Raw genomic sequence first — 19,068 nt, forward strand, 5'->3', positions numbered from 1 at the left:
CGGTATACATGGCCAGATATACGTGTTTCGCAGTCATTCCGGCAGGAACAGACAAAGTAACTTGCTGCGTATGCAAATATTGGTCAGTAACATCCTTTTGAAAAGCATTTCTAAAAAAAGAGGGAATGTACTCTCCATCTTGTGACTGGGGAATGGGCTGTCGGGAAAAAGTTTTCCGGTACACTTTTCCAATCCGGCCCGTCTGCATATACCCCGGAGCTTGTGGCTGTAAACGATCGTCCGGGATATAAATCCAGGCTGATTTTAAATTCTCCCGCTCGGTAACAGGTAGAAAATCGATCGTAGCCGGAATACCTAAAAACCTTAATTTATATACTTCAGGTACTAATTCCCCTGGGAATTTTGCTTCTCCTGCCGAGAATGCCTTCAACAGGAAATGCCCCAACTGATAAGGAGAGTTCCGACAATCATCATAATGACGGACAAGATAATCGAACTTAGTGCGATAAAGCGTATCAGGTCCGGGAAATCGGAAGGGATCTTCATCCCCCACCCGATAGGGAAGTAAATACTCGGAAAAAGTTTCGAAAGTCATTCCATTCAGCCAGGAACAAGTCCTGTATTGACCGACTTTGGATTCAATATGGCGAATCAGAAAGGCCGGCGGTATTGTTTCACTAACTGTTTGCCCGGCACTATTACAAGTGTAACTATTAATCTGGCTCAACAAAAAGTAAGCAGCTTTTTGTTTTACAGAATCCGCCTCGTCCCAAGTAAAGTGACGGCCAATCGATGACCCGTATTCCGGGCAAATACTTCCTTCCGGTATTTCTCCCTTCTTACAGGTACACCCTAAAAAACAAAAAATTACAATACAATACAGATATTTCATACCTTTTATCACACAATTTTGATTTCTATCCTCTGAAAAATACCACCATTAAAAATTACAGATTTTATGGCCCAGGTTATACCTTGCATTTAAAAAGACAGCTTATATGATCAAACGAGTGGCTACTCCGATGAAAAAGCGGACTCTGCATTATGGAAACTTCCAAAATTCCGAAAACGACAGTTGCCAGGTACCCTGATTTTTAGAAAGATACATTATAAAAACAAAAAAAAATCAGGATTTACACTTTTTTTTGGTAAAACTATCTTCCTAATACCTTTCTTTTGATTTTCCTAAAAAGTTGTATATTTTTGTAACGATAAGCAATGTTGAGAAAACGATAATGTTCAACTTACAACAGGCCATATTGAAGCATTGGCAGAACAAGAAGGGGGATTGGATTGCAGCTACAATCGTCATCCATCAAAATGTGAAATTTATGTTGGCACCAAAGGTAAAATCAAATTATTGGGAGGCACTATAATCAGTGCAGGAGCAGATGACTATGTAAGATTCAATATTTACGAATTAAAAGTAAACGCATGAAAGTACTATATCTCTTCAATTTCATCATATTAATTCTTTCAGGTTCTTGTACACCAAAAGAAGCAATAATAGAAGCGAATGAAAAATTTGTAATAGACATTAATCAGCAGGATAAAATCACAAATTTTTTTAATGCTTATCACACTATTGCTTTGGAAACCACTCCAAACAATTTGATAGGAGGAATTGATAAGATAGTTCTTCAAAACGAACATATATATATTCTCGATAAAAAACAAGCCACCATTTTTATTTTTACCCATAACGGGAAATACCAAAATAAAATAGCCAACCAAGGAAGAGCTCCGGGAGAGTACCTTTCCATTTCCGATTTTGAGGTCTATGATTCTCATGTGTATTGCCTTTCACGAACAAATCAGAAAATTTTCAAATATGATACCAACGGTGTTTTTCAAAATACTATACAAGTGAATGATTGGTATGATTGTTTTCATATTCAGAACGATAGTACCATCTACTTATTTTCTGATTATTCAAATAATCAATTATACAATTATGTCGTGTACAATCCTATAACAAAAGAAATTATCAATCGATTAGACAAGTTTAAAAAAAATCAAGGGTTCAGTTTTGAATATTCCCCCTTTCATTGTCTCGATAGTAATTTATTGGTCAGTGAACAATACGAACATACAATCTTTTCATTAACTTCCCAAGAAAAGAAACCTTTATACTCTTTTATATTCAATACCAGTGATCAAATTCCCCCGTTCATATATACTGACAGAGAAAAAACATATCATTTCCTACAAGGGAAAGAGACTCTGAGAAGAATAAAAGGATTATATATTTCGCAAGGGACATTGAATATTGTATATTCTATTTTTTACAAAAATACCGGGATAAAAGACTTTATTTCAAAAATCGATACAGCAACAAAAGAAGTGAAAACGATAAAACTGGGTGATGATTTTTTTCCAGAATACCCTTTTTTATATAGCGCATTTTGCGTATATCAAGATCAAATAATTTCATATATTCCAGCCCTATTAGCATTGAATGTCGACAAACAATATGGATTAAACCGATTCACTTCAATCTCTTTAAAAGAAACGGATAATCCTGTCCTCATTTTCCACCATCTAAAATAAACTTAAGCAATTTCTCCCCAATAGCATAAAATATATCATAACAAATTTCTGTTAGCTTGTTTATCAATAAGCATGGGATGTACTTCCCCCAAAAAGAAATCAAACAGGTTGTCAAACATTGGATGGGAAAAGAGATTGTTTTTCCAGACAATTTAACCATGAAAATATATGGAAAAGATACTATAGATTATTCATTACTAAACCATAAGTATAAAATACTCTATTATGTGGATACAAATGGTTGCCATAAGTGCCAATTGAAATTCTATGAATGGCAAAGATGGCAAAAGAGTTATCCGCCGTTAAAGAGATAGCAGCACGACAGGTACAGGTTTTATTTTACATACTTCAAATATGAAAGGGAAATCAGGGGGATGATTTATACCACTAACCGGATCGAAATTATAAAAGGGTTATTAATATGAGAGGCGCTATGCCGAATCAACAGGCGGTCATACTACTTATGGGAACGGTGGCACAGAATGTAGATATTTATAAATATCGAAAAACACAGGTTTTCCGATTGATCCCTAATCCACACTATTGGCTCGAACCCAATAAAATAAAAAAGACCGGAAAAAATCCGATCTTTTTACAACTTTCATTAATTTGGCGGAGAGAGGGGGATTCGAACCCCCGGTACAGTAACCCGTACGACAGTTTAGCAAACTGTTGGTTTCAGCCACTCACCCATCTCTCCTCGATGTTCTGCGCTGAATTGCGATCACAAAAGTAGTGCTTTTTGACAAACCTGCAAACTTTTACTCTATTTTTTTAGGTTTATTTCTGAGAGCAGGATTCGCGGCGGAGTTTATCGAACAACTGTCGATGAAATTTTCGCTCAGCATCACTGAGTTTCCATATTTTCGAAGCAGGAACGACTTGTATCATTTTTTGATAATATTCTTTCTTCACTTCATGGAGCCGGGCTTCATAGCCCAACATTTTCCCGATCGCTTCTTTATAATCGGTTTCTTTCAGTCCTTTCGCATTTCTCACTTCATGAAAGCTTTTCCGCATATCGGCTTCTATTTCCCGGTTTTTCTTCTGCATCTCATTGTACAAAGGCCAGAAAACAGCTGCTTCAGCAGGGGAAAGGTCCAATTCCTGTGTAAAGAAAGCGACTTTCTGCGCATCGAATTCTTTCCGTTTCTCGTCGGTCAATTTGTCCTGAGCCCATACGCCCCCCCCACTCCACAACAGCAACACAATCAAAATTATATTCTTCATATTCTTATTTACTTAATAAATTCCAGCCAGAATCATCTCATAATTATCTACTTCAGAAGCCAGGTATTCGATGATTTCTTCATTTGTCGGATTAAACTGGCTGTCGAAAATATCCTCTGCTTCCATTTCCTGTACAATAGTATTTTCCCCCTCGATATCCGGCAAGTCAGTATTCTTCGCTCCGGGAAATAGAATCTGAACCACCATTAAAGCAAGAAAGAAAATAGCCACTAAGCCCATATAAGGCTTCAACCCGCGAAGAGAAGAACTTTTTTTCACTTCTTTCTGTTTTTCTATCCGACCGGTAATTCGGCCGGTCAATTCGTCAAAATACCCCTCAGGTACAGTGAACGGATTTTTCTTTTTATATTTATCGTCAAAATTTTCCATGGCTTAATCAATTTAAGGTATCCACTATTTTGAGATTTTCTTCTATTTTTTTTACGGCATTGTGATAAGTCGCTTTCAGGGTCCCGACAGCCACTCCCAGCACATCTGCCATATCCTCGTAAGGCATGTCGTCAAAATACTTCATATTGAAGATCAAACGTTGGCGTTCGGATAAAGTCAGAATAGCCCGTTGCAGTTCTTTTTGTATTTTATCCCCGCTAAAGTAAGTATCGCTTTCTAAAGTATTTTCCAGATATACAGAAATCTCATCGCTATTCCCGTACACTTTCCGGCTCTTCTCGTTCAGAAAATTCAGCGATTCGTTGGTTGCAATCCGGTACATCCAGGTATATAGTTTCGAATCGTTGCGAAACTCTTGCAATCCTTGCCAAATCTTCACAAACACATTCTGCAATAAATCGTCCGTATCGTCATGGTTGATCACAATCTTCCGTATATGCCAATACAAACGCTCTTTATATTTATTTACCAGCAACCGGAAAGCTTCCTGTTCTCTCTTCCTTTCGTGAAACAACCGGATGATCTCGTCATCTTCTATGAATTCCATGGGTTCGATTTTTTCCAGCATTTAACATTTAGACAAATCTGCCAGACAAAGGTTTATTTCCAGAGTTGTGAAAAAGAACGAACATGCCTGAAATAAAAAGCAAAAATAACAGATCCCGGATAAATACAAGGATCCTGCTTCGGGATAATAGTGGCAGAAATATACCCTTTTTTCATTTTTCCGAATTCCCGGTAAGCCCGGCCCACCGATCGTGCATTGGCCCACTCCCCTTTCACCAGAAACATCACCCAGGCCATAAAATCCAGGACACGCCGTTTCCGGCTTTTGCTTTTCCACTCCCGCGGGCTCAGGTTTTTATAGAGCATCAGCAGATTATTACGGTAATTCAGGAATAGCTTCCGGGGATGATTCATGGGCAAAGAACCTCCTCCCAAGTGATAAACGACTGAAGCCGGCTGTACCTTCAATGCATAACCGCGATTCCGTATCCGCCAGCACAAATCGATTTCTTCCATGTGAGCGAAAAAACGCTCATCCAGACCTCCGGCCTGCAGATAGCTTTCCCGGCGGATACACAAGGCAGCTCCACTACACCAGAACACTTCGCGCACCTCATCATATTGGCCCCGGTCCTCTTCGGTCACGTTCAAAATCCGTCCCCTGCAAAACGGAAAACCCAGGGAATCGATAAACCCTCCGCAAGCCCCCGCATACTCGAAATGATTCCGGTTCGTATAAGCCAAAATTTTAGGTTGCACTGCTGCAATCCCCGGTTCTTCGTCCAGGAGAGCGACCAAAGGTTCCAGCCATCCGGGAGCGACCTCCACATCACTATTCAGCAATACAACGATCTCCTCCGGTACCAAACCGACAGCCCGGTTGTATCCACCTGCAAATCCATGATTTTGCGAAAACCGGATCAATTCCACTTCCGGAAACTCTTGTTCCAGTATCCGGACCGAATCGTCTTCGGAAGCATTATCGGCCACGACAATCCGGCCCAAACCGGGATCGGTGTATTTAACCACCGAAGGCAAAAACTCACGGAGTAATTTTTCCCCGTTCCAATTCAATATGATCACCGCAACCCGAGCCATTTCTTTATTTTTCACTTCCATCCGTATTCCGTGTATGTTTCCACCGTTTATGCGACCAAAGCCATAATTCAGGAACCTCGCGGATATACCGCTCTAAAAGACGTGTATGTATCCGGGTCAATTCCCCGGGTTCCAATTGTCCGGGATCACTACATACATCGACAAAATCCACCTCATAATACCCTCTCCTCACCTTCCGCATCTTCAGGGATATTACCGGCAAACCGAATTTCCGGGCAATCTTCTCGGTTCCTATTAATATAGGCGTATCCTGATTTAAAAATTCCATCCAAAAATTCAGGTTAGCCCTATTCGGTGTCTGATCACCGATAAATCCGGCCAGGAATAAGCGTCCGTTTCTTTTGTTTTCGACAATCCGGCGCAAAATATCGTTTTTAGGTACCGGTTTCGCCCCAAACCTCGACCTCAGCCGGATCATCATTTTATCCGCTACCGCATTATGCAGAGGTTTATATAAGGTAAAGAAGTCGAATTCCCGGGGCATCCAAAGGCTATAGGAAGACATCCATTCCCAATTGCCGTAATGCCCCAATACCCCGATAACACTTTTACCCTGATCGAAATACCGCCGAATCACTTCAGGATTCGTAAACTTACACCTTCTGCGTATTTGTTCATCCGACATATGCCACATCTTGTACATTTCCACAAAAAAATCACACAAATGCCGGTAATATCGTTTTTCAATCTTTATAATTTCCGAAAGATCTTTTTCCGGGAAAGCATGCTGTAAATTCGCCCGTACTACCCGGCGTCTGTATTTCAACAGATAGTAAATCAGATAAAAATAAATATCCGAAAAAAAATACAAGATCCTCAGAGGCAACAGCCCACCCACCCAAAGAAAACCATACAAAATATAATAACCCATTGTCTCGATATTAAAAAGTCAAAGATAAAAGCTTTCTTACTAAGTTTAAAATTCAAGACAGTAAATCTCCTGAAAGAATTCTGAAAAGGAACAAAATAATTTACACATCAGTCAAATAATATCATGATCTACAACAAACCTGACAAAGGTAAATCCAAAAATTTGTCTTTCTCAGAAAAATAAAGTATTTTCGTGAGTTCAATAGAGCATAGAAGCTGTATTTCTCAAAGGTTTTCGAAATTCCTTTTCAGGGAAAGCAGGTTATGATAATGTATCCTATTGATATGCGAACACTTAACTGCTGACAAATCATGGAGCAAGAAAACAGTTTAATCCCGGAAGAGGAAATCAAGAATCCGGAAATCTTAGAAACCAGTACAAACGACGAACCCGTTGTCGCTGAAAGCAAGGCCGTCGAAAACGCTAAGGAAAAGAAAGAAGTACCGGAAATTGATTTTTCTATATTAAGTACAGAGGAAATCATTCGGCAAGCCCAAAAGCTGATCAATGATTACCCGGTGGTATCTTTAAAAGAAATATTTGAAGGATTACCCGAGATTTTTGAATCCCGGTATAAAGAGGAGTATGAAAAAGCATTGGCCATCTTCACTGCCGACGGAGATAAACCGGAAGATTTCGAATACAAAAACGACAACCGGGAACGTTTCAATGCCCTCTACAAGCTCTATAAAGATAAAAAAAACGCTACAGCCCGGCAAACGGAAGCCGAACGCGAAGAAAATCTGAAAATAAAACTCGGTATTATCGAAGAATTGAAAGCACTGGTGCAAAAAGAAGAAGCACTGGACAAGACATTCCAGGAATTCCGGGACTTACAGGAACGCTGGCGGAATACCGGAATGGTACCTCAAGGGCAATTAAACGGCCTGTTGGAGACTTATCACCATCACGTTGAAAATTTTTATAACTATATCAAGATCAATAAAGAGTTGCGCGACCTGGACCTGAAACGGAACCTGGATGCGAAAAACGCTCTTTGTGAAGAAGCTGAAAAATTGGTTGAAAACAACGATATCGCCGGAGCTTTCAAACAATTACAACTACTGCATTCCCGCTGGAAAGAAATCGGTCCTATTCCCAAAGAACAAAAAGAACCGCTTTGGGAACGCTTTAAAGCTGCCACTAGCCAGATCAACGAAAAATACCATCATTTTTTCGAATCCCTGAAACAGGAACAGGAAGATAACCTGAAAGTCAAAGAAGAAATTTGCGGAAAAGCAGCAGCTATCGCTGCCGGTGAATACCGTTCTATATCGGAATGGAATACAGCCACTCAGAATATTATTGACCTACAGGAAGAATGGAAGCATTCGGGAACCATTCCCCAAAAGGAGCGGAATAAAATCTATAAAAAATTCCGCTCGTCCTGCGATACTTTCTTCGAGCGTAAACGGGATTTCTATAAGAACATGTCGGCCGAACAGGATAAAAACCTGGAATTAAAAATCAAGCTCTGTGAAAAAGTAGAAGCGATCAAAGACAGTACCGACTGGAAAATCACGACCGACAGAATTATCTCTTATCAGAAAGAATGGAAGAAAATCGGTCCCGCTCCCAAGAAATATTCGAACAAAGTATGGGCACGTTTCCGGGAAGCTTGTGATACTTTTTTCAATAACAAAAAACTCCATTTCAAAGACATCGATTCTGAACAGAGCAAAAATCTGGAACTGAAAAAAGCGATTATCGAAGAAGCCCGCCAGTTTACTTTGTCCGGGAATGCAGAGGAAGATATCAATAAGCTGAAAGACTTTCAGAACCGCTGGGCAGAAATCGGATTTGTACCTATTAAATACAAAGACGCTATCCAGGAAGAATTCAGACATCTCATCGACGGCTGGTTCGACCAGCTCAATCTGGATGAATACGACCGTGACCTGGAAAGATTCAGGGCAAAATTGTCCTCACTGGATGCCGGTGATTATAAGGATTACAAAATTATCAACGAAAGAGAAAAGTTGGTGGCCAAAATCAGACAATTGGAACTCGACGTCAACACCTATGAAAACAACATCGGTTTTATCGCCAAATCCAGTAAATCTCAAGGCTTGATCGAAGAATTGAATTCTAAAATCGAAAATACCCGCCAACGGCTGAATTTACTTCAGGAAAAACTGAAAGCTCTCGACAGCCTGATCTAAACAGCGGCTCCTCAAAGCCGATTAACGCTCTGCCGACAAAGCCTCTCCCCAGGAGAACAATTCCCCCCTTTGTTCACAGAGCGTTAATTTTTTACCCACTCTCCTATTCTTCCTCCCCGCCTCATACCTCATAACCACTCCCATCTCTTTGCTTTTACCTTTCGCCAACTTTTTACCTTCTACTTTTCACTTTTAACCTTTTAATTTATTACCTTTGCCACTTTGATAAATCAATAAAATTCAAGATACAGTGTCAACAAAGTATGTTTTCGTTACAGGTGGAGTCGCTTCTTCTCTAGGGAAAGGCATTATCGCTTCATCACTTGCTAAATTACTGCAGGCCAGGGGGTATAAAGTTGCGAACCAAAAACTGGATCCCTACATCAACATAGATCCGGGGACATTAAATCCATACGAGCATGGCGAATGTTATGTGACGGACGACGGAGCAGAAACAGACCTCGATCTCGGACATTACGAAAGATTTACCGGTTGTCCGACTTCGCAGGCCAATAATATTACTACCGGACGGATTTACCAGAATGTAATCAACAAAGAAAGACGGGGAGATTATCTGGGTAAAACCGTACAGATCGTCCCGCATATCACCGATGAGATTAAACGAAACATCAAATTATTGGGCAACAAAGGCGAATATGATGTCGTGATCACTGAAATCGGAGGTACTGTCGGAGACATCGAATCTTTGCCTTTCATTGAAGCTGTCCGGCAGTTACGATGGGAGTTGGGGGAAAAATCGGTATTGATCCACTTGACACTGGTACCCTTCTTATCGGCTTCCGGTGAATTAAAAACGAAGCCTACCCAGCATTCGGTGAAAGCCTTGCTGGAAATCGGAGTGCAACCGGATGTACTGGTATTACGTACAGAACATGAACTGAATTCCGATTTACGCCGGAAAGTAGCCCTTTTCTGTAATGTAGCACCCAAAGCGGTCATCCAGTCGATCGACGTTTCTACCATCTATGAAGTACCGATCAAGATGAGAGAAGAAAAGTTGGATGAAATCGTACTCGAACAATTGGGATTACCTTTAAACAGCGAACCGGATCTGGAATCCTGGAAAAAATTCCTATATAAATTAAAAAACTACAGCAAAGAAGTACGGATCGGTTTAGTCGGGAAATACGTCGAATTACACGACGCCTATAAATCGATTGTCGAAGCTTTCATCCATGCCGGAGCAGTCAATGACTGTAAAGTAAATATCGAATGGATCCACAGCGAAGAACTGAATGAACAAAATGCAGCCGACTGCCTGAAAAATCTGCACGGTATTTTAGTAGCACCGGGGTTCGGACACCGGGGGATTTCGGGGAAACTGGTCGCTATCCGATATGCCCGGGAGAACAACATTCCTTTCCTCGGTATTTGTCTGGGGATGCAGATGGCTGTCATCGAATTTGCACGTAACGTGCTGCACATGGAAGGTGCCGATTCGACAGAAATGGCTGCCAAAACCCAGTATCCGGTGATCGACCTGATGGATTCACAGTTGAATGTAACCGAAAAGGGAGGCACCATGCGTCTGGGAGCCTACAAATGTGAATTAACGGAAGGTTCCAAAGCTTATGAAGCTTACGGACAAAAAGAAATACAGGAGAGACACCGCCACCGGTATGAGTTCAACAGCAAATACCGGGAGGATTTTGAAAAAGCAGGTATGATCACCACCGGTATCAACCCGGAAAGCGGATTGACCGAAATCGTCGAGATTCCTGCTCACAAATGGTTCGTCGGAGTACAGTTCCATCCGGAGTATAAAAGTACTGTAATTAAACCTCATCCGTTATTCGTATCATTTATCAAAGCTTGTTTATCATAAAGTTAAAAGAACCTATGGATAAAAACACCATCGCCGGATTAGTCATTATTTTTCTTATTCTCATCGGCTTTTCCTATCTCACGCGTCCGAGTAAGGAGCAAGTGGCCGAAATGCAGCGGAAACAGGATTCCATTGCGCGGGTAGACCGACTCAGAGCCCAGGAACTGGCAGCACAACAACAGGCACAAAAAACGCCGGACAATACGACTGCCGCCAATCCCCTGGCTACCAAAAGTGATTCTATTTTCGTACAAAACGATACGGAAAACAAAATCATCACCCTGGAAAATGATAAAATAAAATTGCACATCAGTACTCTGGGGGGACGCATCGTATATGTAGACTTAAAAGAATACCGGACACACGATTCGCTGCCTTTGGTGTTGTGGAAAAACGGAGAAACCGCTTTCGGCATGAATTTCTACGCCCGGAATCAGGAGATCAATACCGAGAAATTTTTCTTTACACCCAGTACGACAGAAACGACGCTTTATGCCCAGGGAAATGAACAGGTGCTCTCTATGCGTCTTTATGCCGACAGCAGCAGATACCTGGAATACCTTTACAAGTTAGCCCCGGACAGCTATATGACCGATTTCAGCATCATCACCCACAATATGGGGGATGTCATTGCATCCAATTCCTCGTTTCTGACGCTTTTCTGGGGAATCAATATGCCCCAGCTGGAAAAAAGTAAAGATTTTGAAAACCGTTATACCGGTGTTTACTACAAATTCAGCGAAGATGCCGTTGAAAACATGTCCCTGACCTCCGATGAAGAGGAGACGCTTCCGAACAAGGTACAATGGATAGACTTCAAACAACAATTCTTTTCCTCTATCCTGATCAGCGAACAGCCTTTGAGTGATGTGGAACTGAAATCGAACATCAGTAAAAAAGACGGATATCTGAAAGATGCTTATGCTGAAATTCCTTTAGCCTATAACGGTTCGGCCAACGAGCAATACAACATGCAGTTTTTCTTCGGTCCTAACTCCTATAAGGTATTGAAAGAATACGGAGATCATTTAGACCTTCCCGATGTCATCAATATGGGATGGAAATGGATTGCGTGGTTCAATAAATATTTCGTTATTCCTATTTTCAATTTCCTGGAAAACCACACCGCATTGAATTACGGAATTATTATTTTATTACTGACCCTGATCATCAAAATCATCCTGTTCCCGCTGACTTATAAATCGTATATGTCACAGGCACGTATGCGGGTATTGAAACCCCAGGTAGATGAGATCGCCAAGAAATATCCGGCCGACAAAGCGATGGAACGTCAACAGGCTACCATGAAGCTTTATAAGCAAGCCGGAGTAAATCCGATGGGTGGATGTTTACCGATGTTGATCCAGATGCCTATCCTGATCGCCCTGTTCTATTTCTTCCCGGGAGCGATCGAACTGAGACAGCAGAGCTTCCTGTGGGCGACGGATTTGGCTTCATACGATTCTATCGCCACCTTACCCTTTACCATTCCGTTTTACGGTAATCATGTCAGCTTATTCTGTCTGTTGATGACTGCGACCAATATCATCTATATGATTATGAATAATAAAAACCAACCGCAGAACGATCAGATGAAAGGCATGCAGACCATGATGTATATCATGCCGATCATGTTCCTGTTTATTTTCAACAGTTATTCTTCGGGATTGAGTTATTATTATTTCATCGCTACGCTGATTACCATTTTGCAAACCTGGATTATCCGGAAGTTTGTCGATGACCAGAAATTGCTGAAGCAAATCGAACTAGCTAAAAGTAAACCGGTCAAGAAATCGAAATTCCAGCAACGTTTGGAGGAAATGCAAAGAATGCAACAACAACAGCAAAAGAGAGGTAAAAAGTAATTAAAGATAAAAAGTAAAAAAAATCCTGCAAATTCGGATGAAATCTGAAATTTGCAGGATTTTTTGTATTTTTACGAAAAACCAAAATCATTCATAAACGTAAGAAACAAGAAAAAATGATGGAAAACATGAAAATTACTATGCACGGAAATCCCCTGACTTTAGTGGGGACACCGATTAAAACCGAAGAAACGGCTCCGGTATTTTATGGAATAAACCAACAGATGCAACCGGTATCCCTGAAAGAATTTGCCGGAAAAGTTGTTGTGATTTCTTCTTTCCCTTCTATCGACACCCCGGTATGCTCGGCCCAGATGCACCATTTCAATAAGATGGCCTCCGAGTTAAGCCAGGATGTCGTTATTCTGGCTATTTCCTGCGACCTTCCTTTCGCCCTTCACCGCTACTGTGCCGCCGAAGGTATCGACCGGGTCATAACCTTGTCGGACTATAAAGAAACAGATTTCGGGAAAAAATACGGGTTCCTGATCGAAGAATTACGACTTTTAACCCGAGGCGTGGTCGTTATCGGTAAAGACAATAAAGTGAACTATGTAGAATATGTTCCGGAAGTAACCCACGAACCGAACTACGAAAAAGCACTGGAGGCGATAAAAAAAGCGCTGGCCTAAGTTTTATCGTTGAGAATTACTTTGTAATTCTCAACGATAAAACAGATTAGATTTGTTTCAATAAATTGATCATCTCGATTGCGGTGGTCATGGCATCGAAACCTTTATTACCGGCTTTCGTTCCGGCTCTTTCGACAGCCTGTTCGATCGAATCGGTCGTCAGGATACCGAAAATCACCGGCACCCCTGTCTGCAATCCGACATGGGCTACACCTTTGGTCGCTTCATTAGCAACCATATCGAAATGGGGCGTAGCTCCCCGGATCACTGCCCCCAGACAAACCACAGCATCGTATTTGCCGCTTTCTACCATCTTTTTAGCTACTAAAGGAATCTCGAATGCTCCCGGTACCCAAGCCAGATCCAGCTTATTTTCATCCCCACCGTGACGTACAAAAGCATCCTTTGCTCCTCCAACCAATTTAGCCGTGATAAACTCATTAAAACGGGCAGCTACCACTCCGATCCGTTGTCCTTCTGCTAATAATTTTCCTTCCAGTAAATTCATAACTTTTACACTTTTAATCTCTATTTTCAATTTCTATTCTTCTTTTTTCCAGTCATTTCTGACATGTAATATATGTCCCATCTTTTTATACTTGGTGTACATATAGAACTCGTTCTTTTCATTACAGGTCATCTCGATCGGTTCACGTCCGACCACTTCGAGTCCGAATCCATCCAATCCTTTTATCTTCAAAGGATTATTTGTCATAAGAATCATTTTTTTCACTCCCAGGTCGGCCAAAATTTCCGCACCGGTACCGTATTCTCTTAAATCAGCCTTAAATCCCAGTGCCAGATTCGCCTCGACCGTATCCATTCCCCCGTCCTGCAGATGATAGGCTTTCAACTTATTGATCAGTCCGATGCCCCGGCCTTCCTGACGCATATACAGCAATACACCCCGGCCTTTTTTCTCAATCCGGCGCAAAGCTTCCGCCAGCTGCTCGCCACAGTCACAACGCAAGGAACCGAAAGCATCCCCGGTGAGACATTCGGAATGTACCCGGCACAATACCGGTTCGCCGTCAGTGATGTCCCCTTTTACAAGGGCAATGTGATGTTCTCCATTGATTTTGTTGACATAACCATAAGCCTTGAAAATCCCGTATTTAGTAGGCATTTCAGCCTCAGTCACTCTTTCCACCAGGATCTCTGTCCGACGACGGTAAGTGATCAGGTCGGCCACAGTAATCATCTTCAAACCATGCCGTACGGCAAATTCTTTCAATTCGGGTGTCCTCATCATGGTACCGTCTTCCCGCATAATTTCACAACACAAGCCGCATTCTTTGAGCCGGGCAATACGCATCAGGTCGACGGTGGCTTCGGTATGTCCCATACGTTCGAGTACCCCGCCAGCTTTCGCCTCCAAAGGAAACATATGTCCCGGACGCCGGAAATCGGACGGTTTGGCATCGTCCTCTACACTCTTCATGGCCGTCATAGAGCGTTCCAATGCCGAAATACCGGTTGTCGTATCCACATGGTCGATCGAAACGGTAAATGCCGTACAGTGATTGTCGGTATTGTTGGCCACCATCTGTTCCAACCCTAATTTTGTCGTCAAAGCTTTGCTCATCGGCATACAAATCAATCCCTTGGCATACGAAGCCATAAAATTGACATTTTCAAGTGTAGCATGTTCAGCTGCACAAATCAGATCGCCCTCATTTTCACGATCCGGATCGTCCACGGCAATAATCATTTTACCGGCCCTCAGATCAGCAACAGCTTCCTCGATCGTACTAAATTTAAATCCTTCCATATTCTTAATTTTTTATCCTATCTATAATCAAAATCATTCTAACCGGCTTAAAAGCCATTGGCCACCAGGAAATCCAAGGTCAGTCCCCCCTTCGGTTTTCCTTGTCCCATCAGTTTCTCTACATATTTGACAATCATATCGTTTTCTAAATTCACCACATCTCCTATCTCCTTTTTCACCAGCGTCGTCTCTTCCTGAGTATGCGGAATGACGGACACTTTGAAAACCTGCTCGTCGGCATAAGCGATCGTCAGGCTCACCCCATCGATAGCCACAGAGCCCTTTTCTACAATATAACGAAGGATTTCGGGAGCAGCCCCCACCGTGAGCCAAATGGCATTTTCATCCTGTTGTTTGCTCACGATCTTTCCGGTACCGTCTACATGCCCGGCTACCAAATGACCACCCAAACGGCTGTTCAGACACAAGGCCCGCTCGAGATTCACAGGATCACCCGGCTTCAATAAGCCCAAATTACTCCGATTCATGGTTTCAGGCATCACATCGGCAGAAAACCCGTCATTCCCTTTACCAACAACAGTCAAACACACCCCGTTCGTGGCTATGCTATCCCCAATCCGCGTGTCCGCCAATACTTTCCGGGCCTCTACCTCAAGGACGACACTCTTGCTGCCTCGTTTCACCGATTTGATCTTTCCGATTTCTTCTATTATTCCTGTAAACATAGTTTGAGTTGATGAGTTGTTGAGTTACTGAGTTATTGAGTTACTGAGTTATTGAGTTACTGAGTTATTGAGTTACTGAGTTATTGAGTTACTGAGTTGTTGAGTTACTGGGTGATGAGTTACTGGGTTGGGGAAAACCTTTTATAAGGAAATCCTCGCCTACTTTTTCAATCGAAACGGATTGTAAAGCGATGGCCTCTTTCATCCAGGCGATACCTTTTCCTTCGACAGGTGTTTTGGCATCTTTACCTCCGATCAGTTTGGGGGCGATGAAAGCATAAACCTCATCTACCAGTCCTTGTCGCAAGAAAGCTTCGTTCAATTCACCGCCTCCTTCCAGCAAGACCGAATCGATACCGGCCTGGCCCAGTTTAGTTGTCAATACCTGTAAATCGACCCGGTTGTCACAGCAGGGACATAAAATTGTTTCCACGCCTTTCTGTTGCAATTGTACTAATTTTCCGGCATCAGCCCGAAAGGTATGAGCGACTAATGTGCGATAGCGATCGGCAGTACGCACCAATTGACTATCGGTAGCAATTGCAGCTGTACTGTCGACAATAATCCGGACAGGTTGCCTGACCTCGCCTTTCAAACGGCAATTCAACAGTGGATCGTCGGCTTTCACCGTACCGCTACCAACCATAATTCCCATCAGCACCGAACGCATTTCTTGCACTTTCTTCCGAGATTCCTCCCCGGTCACCCAGTGTGAATCACCGGTATAAGCTGCAATTTTCCCATCCAGGGTCATGGCTGTTTTCATCACGATCCAAGGACGACGGGTAGTAATATATTTCAGAAACACCCGGTTTTGTTCCCGGAGCTTTTCTTCTTCCACTCCAGTCTCGACGACGATTCCGGCTTTCCTCAACATTTCGATTCCTTTACCGGCTACTAAGGGATTCGGATCCAATAGCCCGACGACAACACGGGCAATCCTGTTTTCAATAACAGCCTCGGTACAAGGAGGTGTTTTGCCGTAGTGACAACAGGGTTCCAGGGTCACATAGAGCGTAGCCCCTGCCGGATCTTCGGTACACTGCTTAAAAGCATTCCGTTCAGCATGCAGGCCGCCATAACGTTCGTGCCAACCTTCACCGATTATCCGGCCGTCTTTGACGATCACCGCTCCCACCAGCGGATTGGGATTCACCCATCCCCGGCCTCTGTCTGCCAATATCCTGGCACGATTCATATATTCCCGATCCTTTGTTTCCATATAAAAAAAGCCCTGAATGACTTCAGGGCATATATACGAATCATAACAGTAACGACACACGACTGTCCTGCCTCTTCTTTCATCCGGACTATCACCGTCGGTACCGGAATTACACCGGTTCAGTCCCCAAAGGGAGTCGCGGACTATCACCGCCGGTAGGGATTTACACCCTGCCCTGAAGAAACATTTCAAATACGGAAGCAAATGTAATATATTATTCCCAAAAAACAAAGGCTGCATTTCATTTATTGGTATTGAATATAGGAGAAAAATTAAAAAAAAACGATATTTGTTCCTCCAAAAGCAGATTTTTATGGTTAGTGATGAGTGTACATTATTAAAGCAATTTAAATCAGGTGAACGAGAGGCATTTGACCGATTGTTTAAAATGTATGCTCCGCAATTGGGATATTTTTGTCTTAGATTGGTTCGTCAGGAGGATGCAGAAGAGATTGTACAGGAGACATTCATAAAATTGTGGGAAACCCGGGATAAAATCAAGGTAGAGTTGAATTTTAATACTTATATCACGACTATAGCTAAAAATCTGATTTACGATATGTTTCGTAAAAAATTGGTGGAACAGCGTTATTATCAAAAATTTCAATCGTTGATTCAGGAACAATTGGCGGTTGAAAACGAACTTTTCAGAAAGAATCTTCAGGAAGTAATGTTCGATAGTATAAATAAACTTTCGGAACAACAACGGGAAGTAATGATGCTGAAATGTAAAGGTTTCAATAATGACGAAATCGCCGAATTGTTGGGGATATCGAAACGTACGGTAGAAGCTCACCTCAATAAAGCTTACAAAAAGTTAAGACAAGATCTCGGTGAAGTGAGGTACTACTTACTCTTTTTTACTTTTCTTTTAAATTAATAATTTTTCACCGTAGGCTACGTGTGTTTGTGGAGTTGTTCGTATAAATAACAAAACAAACCACAAATGGCACTAAAAGAAGTTATAAAACATGTATTGAATGACGAATCTTTGGAGCCGGAAGAACGGGATATACTTGTTTCCTGGTTCTTGTCGGACAAAGGAAAGGAAGATTTTTACGAGGTATTGCAGGAGGACTCGGAGCAAGTGCAGGAAGACGGGAATCTGAATTATAATACTTTGTTGCAAAAGATACACGACAAGATAGACCCTATCCCGGGCCGACCGGAAAAAAAAGGAATTCGCAAGTATTTGTGGCCGGTCGCTTCAACTGCTGCCGTCTTACTGATGTTGCTGAGCTTTGGCCGTTATTTCTTTACGCTCACCGATACGCCCCAAGAGGGAATGACGGCAGAGGAAATTGCCGGAATATTCCCCGGTTACAGACAAGCGGAACTGGTATTCGGCGACGGAACGAAAATGGTGCTGGATAGCAGTATCAGAGTCCTGAAAGACAATAACGGACGGATTATCAAACAAGGACAACAACCTGTATTAGATTATACGCTGGCCCAAAACGATATGCCGGAAGAAACTTTCAATACCATTACCGTACCTCTGGGAGGAGAATATGGAGTTATTCTGTCTGATGGGACTCAGGTATGGCTGAATTCGGGTTCTACCCTAAAATATCCGGTAACCTTTAAAAAAGACAAAAGGGTGGTAAGCCTGAACGGAGAGGCCTTTTTCAAGGTAGCCAAGTCGGCTGTACCCTTTGTAGTCAGTACATTCGATATCGATGTTCAGGTTCTGGGAACTTCTTTCAATGTTTCTGCTTACGGAAACGATGATTGTGTCATGACGACTCTGGTCAGTGGCAGCGTACTGGTATCGAGTAACCATGCTGAAAAACAGCTCCGGATGGAACCCGGAAATGTATTGTCTTATACCAAATCGACCGCTTGTATGAACATGGAAAAATGTGATCCCGATATTTATACTTCCTGGATCAACGGCGAATTCAAATTCCGGGATATGAGACTGGAAGATATTATGAAAAAAGTGAACCGTTGGTACAATTGCCAGATCAGATTCGAAGATCCTTCTGTAAAAGAATTACGGTTCAGTGGAGCGGCAGAACGCGACCGCCCGGTAGAATATCTCCTGGAGCTGATACAAAAAGTGACAGAGGTGAACTTTGAGATCGAGAATAAAACCATTGTTCTGATGCACAAATAAAACAGACAGGGAGTTTCCCCCTCCCTGCCCGAATAATAATAGTTAACACCTACTGCTGTAGTATACAAGACTTCAGGCAGTAGCCATTTACAAACTAAACAACAAATGTATGAAAA

At 42.2% G+C, this 19,068-nt stretch carries 17 protein-coding genes, 1 tRNA gene, 2 pseudogenes and 1 riboswitch; of the genes and pseudogenes, 8 read left to right on the forward strand and 12 right to left on the reverse strand.

Annotation, left to right across the window (positions count from 1 at the left end; genetic code table 11):
- A pseudogene (locus WS34_RS11235) lies at positions 1–853 on the reverse strand (hypothetical protein); the annotation flags it as partial.
- A gap of 542 nt (positions 854–1,395) precedes the next feature.
- Between WS34_RS11235 and WS34_RS11240 the strand changes: the two are divergent.
- Both WS34_RS11240 and WS34_RS15910 read left to right on the forward strand, forming a co-directional pair.
- Positions 1,396–2,511 (forward strand): DUF4934 domain-containing protein, encoded by a 1,116-nt coding sequence (locus WS34_RS11240; RefSeq protein WP_046404904.1) that lies wholly within the window; start codon positions 1,396–1,398, stop codon positions 2,509–2,511.
- Positions 2,512–2,786: 275 nt separating this feature from the next.
- Positions 2,787–3,013, forward strand: a pseudogene (locus WS34_RS15910) (transposase); the annotation flags it as partial.
- A 108-nt stretch (positions 3,014–3,121) separates the two neighbouring features.
- On the opposite strand, the gene WS34_RS11250 reads toward WS34_RS15910, so the two are convergent.
- From WS34_RS11250 to WS34_RS11275, 6 genes are all read right to left on the reverse strand, one after another.
- A tRNA-Ser gene (locus tag WS34_RS11250) sits at positions 3,122–3,211 on the reverse strand.
- Positions 3,212–3,291: 80 nt separating this feature from the next.
- Complete coding sequence (locus WS34_RS11255) at positions 3,292–3,741, reverse strand: hypothetical protein (protein ID WP_046404907.1); 450 nt, start codon at positions 3,739–3,741, stop codon at positions 3,292–3,294.
- Positions 3,742–3,753: 12 nt separating this feature from the next.
- The gene (locus WS34_RS11260; RefSeq protein WP_046404909.1) at positions 3,754–4,131 is read right to left on the reverse strand and encodes a hypothetical protein; all 378 of its coding nucleotides are present in this window, start codon (positions 4,129–4,131) and stop codon (positions 3,754–3,756) included.
- Between the two features lie 7 nt (positions 4,132–4,138).
- On the reverse strand, positions 4,139–4,699 hold the full coding sequence (locus tag WS34_RS11265) for an RNA polymerase sigma factor (RefSeq protein WP_041557630.1): 561 nt from the start codon (positions 4,697–4,699) through the stop codon (positions 4,139–4,141).
- Between the two features lie 53 nt (positions 4,700–4,752).
- The gene (locus WS34_RS11270) at positions 4,753–5,757 is read right to left on the reverse strand and encodes a glycosyltransferase family 2 protein (protein WP_013613618.1); all 1,005 of its coding nucleotides are present in this window, start codon (positions 5,755–5,757) and stop codon (positions 4,753–4,755) included.
- A gap of 4 nt (positions 5,758–5,761) precedes the next feature.
- Positions 5,762–6,649 (reverse strand): lysophospholipid acyltransferase family protein, encoded by an 888-nt coding sequence (locus tag WS34_RS11275; protein WP_046404911.1) that lies wholly within the window; start codon positions 6,647–6,649, stop codon positions 5,762–5,764.
- Positions 6,650–6,960: 311 nt separating this feature from the next.
- On the opposite strand from WS34_RS11275, the gene WS34_RS11280 reads away from it, so the two are divergent.
- The gene (locus WS34_RS11280; protein WP_022161504.1) at positions 6,961–8,811 is read left to right on the forward strand and encodes a DUF349 domain-containing protein; all 1,851 of its coding nucleotides are present in this window, start codon (positions 6,961–6,963) and stop codon (positions 8,809–8,811) included.
- A 21-nt stretch (positions 8,812–8,832) separates the two neighbouring features.
- Here the strand turns inward: WS34_RS11280 and WS34_RS15610 are convergent, their stop codons facing one another.
- Positions 8,833–8,979 (reverse strand): hypothetical protein, encoded by a 147-nt coding sequence (locus tag WS34_RS15610; RefSeq protein WP_157741867.1) that lies wholly within the window; start codon positions 8,977–8,979, stop codon positions 8,833–8,835.
- A gap of 82 nt (positions 8,980–9,061) precedes the next feature.
- Between WS34_RS15610 and pyrG the strand changes: the two genes are divergently transcribed.
- From pyrG to tpx, 3 genes are all read left to right on the forward strand, one after another.
- Positions 9,062–10,657, forward strand: a complete 1,596-nt coding sequence (gene pyrG / locus WS34_RS11285; protein ID WP_013613614.1) for a CTP synthase — start codon at positions 9,062–9,064, stop codon at positions 10,655–10,657.
- 14 nt (positions 10,658–10,671) lie between these two features.
- A complete protein-coding gene (gene yidC / locus WS34_RS11290) occupies positions 10,672–12,522 on the forward strand; it encodes a membrane protein insertase YidC (RefSeq protein WP_013613613.1) in 1,851 nt (616 codons plus the stop codon).
- Between the two features lie 128 nt (positions 12,523–12,650).
- Entirely contained in the window at positions 12,651–13,154 is a 504-nt protein-coding gene (tpx, locus tag WS34_RS11295; protein ID WP_286693730.1) for a thiol peroxidase, read from the forward strand.
- 46 nt (positions 13,155–13,200) lie between these two features.
- On the opposite strand, the gene ribH is transcribed toward tpx, so the two are convergent.
- The 4 genes from ribH to ribD all read right to left on the reverse strand — a co-directional run bounded on the left by ribH (position 13,201) and on the right by ribD (position 16,833).
- A complete protein-coding gene (ribH, locus tag WS34_RS11300; protein ID WP_013613611.1) occupies positions 13,201–13,662 on the reverse strand; it encodes a 6,7-dimethyl-8-ribityllumazine synthase in 462 nt (153 codons plus the stop codon).
- Positions 13,663–13,695: 33 nt separating this feature from the next.
- Positions 13,696–14,925, reverse strand: a complete 1,230-nt coding sequence (locus WS34_RS11305) for a bifunctional 3,4-dihydroxy-2-butanone-4-phosphate synthase/GTP cyclohydrolase II (protein ID WP_046404914.1) — start codon at positions 14,923–14,925, stop codon at positions 13,696–13,698.
- A gap of 47 nt (positions 14,926–14,972) precedes the next feature.
- Positions 14,973–15,611, reverse strand: coding sequence for a riboflavin synthase (locus WS34_RS11310; protein WP_013613609.1), 639 nt, complete (start codon positions 15,609–15,611; stop codon positions 14,973–14,975).
- Positions 15,612–15,699: 88 nt separating this feature from the next.
- Positions 15,700–16,833 (reverse strand): bifunctional diaminohydroxyphosphoribosylaminopyrimidine deaminase/5-amino-6-(5-phosphoribosylamino)uracil reductase RibD, encoded by a 1,134-nt coding sequence (gene ribD / locus WS34_RS11315; RefSeq protein WP_046404919.1) that lies wholly within the window; start codon positions 16,831–16,833, stop codon positions 15,700–15,702.
- Positions 16,834–16,900: 67 nt separating this feature from the next.
- Positions 16,901–17,020, reverse strand: a riboswitch (FMN riboswitch).
- A gap of 126 nt (positions 17,021–17,146) precedes the next feature.
- Between ribD and WS34_RS11320 the strand changes: the two genes are divergently transcribed.
- Both WS34_RS11320 and WS34_RS15615 read left to right on the forward strand, forming a co-directional pair.
- Positions 17,147–17,713: an RNA polymerase sigma factor gene (locus WS34_RS11320; protein WP_087383056.1), complete on the forward strand. Its 567-nt coding sequence runs from the start codon at positions 17,147–17,149 to the stop codon at positions 17,711–17,713.
- Positions 17,714–17,779: 66 nt separating this feature from the next.
- A complete protein-coding gene (locus WS34_RS15615; RefSeq protein ID WP_286693731.1) occupies positions 17,780–18,952 on the forward strand; it encodes a FecR family protein in 1,173 nt (390 codons plus the stop codon).
- Positions 18,953–19,068 lie beyond the last annotated feature (116 nt).

Origin of the sequence: Odoribacter sp. N15.MGS-14 (genome assembly GCF_000980245.1) — a bacterium.
Lineage (GTDB): Bacteria > Bacteroidota > Bacteroidia > Bacteroidales > Marinifilaceae > Odoribacter > Odoribacter splanchnicus.

Coding starts and splice junctions, on each gene's coding strand:
- WS34_RS15615 (WP_286693731.1), top strand. CDS start 17,780: ATGGCACTAAAAGAAGTTATAAAACATGTATTGAATGACGAATCTTTG.
- WS34_RS11270 (WP_013613618.1), bottom strand. CDS start 5,757: ATGGCTCGGGTTGCGGTGATCATATTGAATTGGAACGGGGAAAAATTA.
- WS34_RS11265 (WP_041557630.1), bottom strand. CDS start 4,699: ATGGAATTCATAGAAGATGACGAGATCATCCGGTTGTTTCACGAAAGG.
- WS34_RS11240 (WP_046404904.1), top strand. CDS start 1,396: ATGAAAGTACTATATCTCTTCAATTTCATCATATTAATTCTTTCAGGT.
- WS34_RS11320 (WP_087383056.1), top strand. CDS start 17,147: ATGGTTAGTGATGAGTGTACATTATTAAAGCAATTTAAATCAGGTGAA.
- WS34_RS11255 (WP_046404907.1), bottom strand. CDS start 3,741: ATGAAGAATATAATTTTGATTGTGTTGCTGTTGTGGAGTGGGGGGGGC.
- yidC (WP_013613613.1), top strand. CDS start 10,672: ATGGATAAAAACACCATCGCCGGATTAGTCATTATTTTTCTTATTCTC.
- ribD (WP_046404919.1), bottom strand. CDS start 16,833: ATGGAAACAAAGGATCGGGAATATATGAATCGTGCCAGGATATTGGCA.
- tpx (WP_286693730.1), top strand. CDS start 12,651: ATGAAAATTACTATGCACGGAAATCCCCTGACTTTAGTGGGGACACCG.
- WS34_RS11305 (WP_046404914.1), bottom strand. CDS start 14,925: ATGGAAGGATTTAAATTTAGTACGATCGAGGAAGCTGTTGCTGATCTG.
- WS34_RS11275 (WP_046404911.1), bottom strand. CDS start 6,649: ATGGGTTATTATATTTTGTATGGTTTTCTTTGGGTGGGTGGGCTGTTG.
- WS34_RS11280 (WP_022161504.1), top strand. CDS start 6,961: ATGGAGCAAGAAAACAGTTTAATCCCGGAAGAGGAAATCAAGAATCCG.
- WS34_RS11310 (WP_013613609.1), bottom strand. CDS start 15,611: ATGTTTACAGGAATAATAGAAGAAATCGGAAAGATCAAATCGGTGAAA.
- ribH (WP_013613611.1), bottom strand. CDS start 13,662: ATGAATTTACTGGAAGGAAAATTATTAGCAGAAGGACAACGGATCGGA.
- WS34_RS11260 (WP_046404909.1), bottom strand. CDS start 4,131: ATGGAAAATTTTGACGATAAATATAAAAAGAAAAATCCGTTCACTGTA.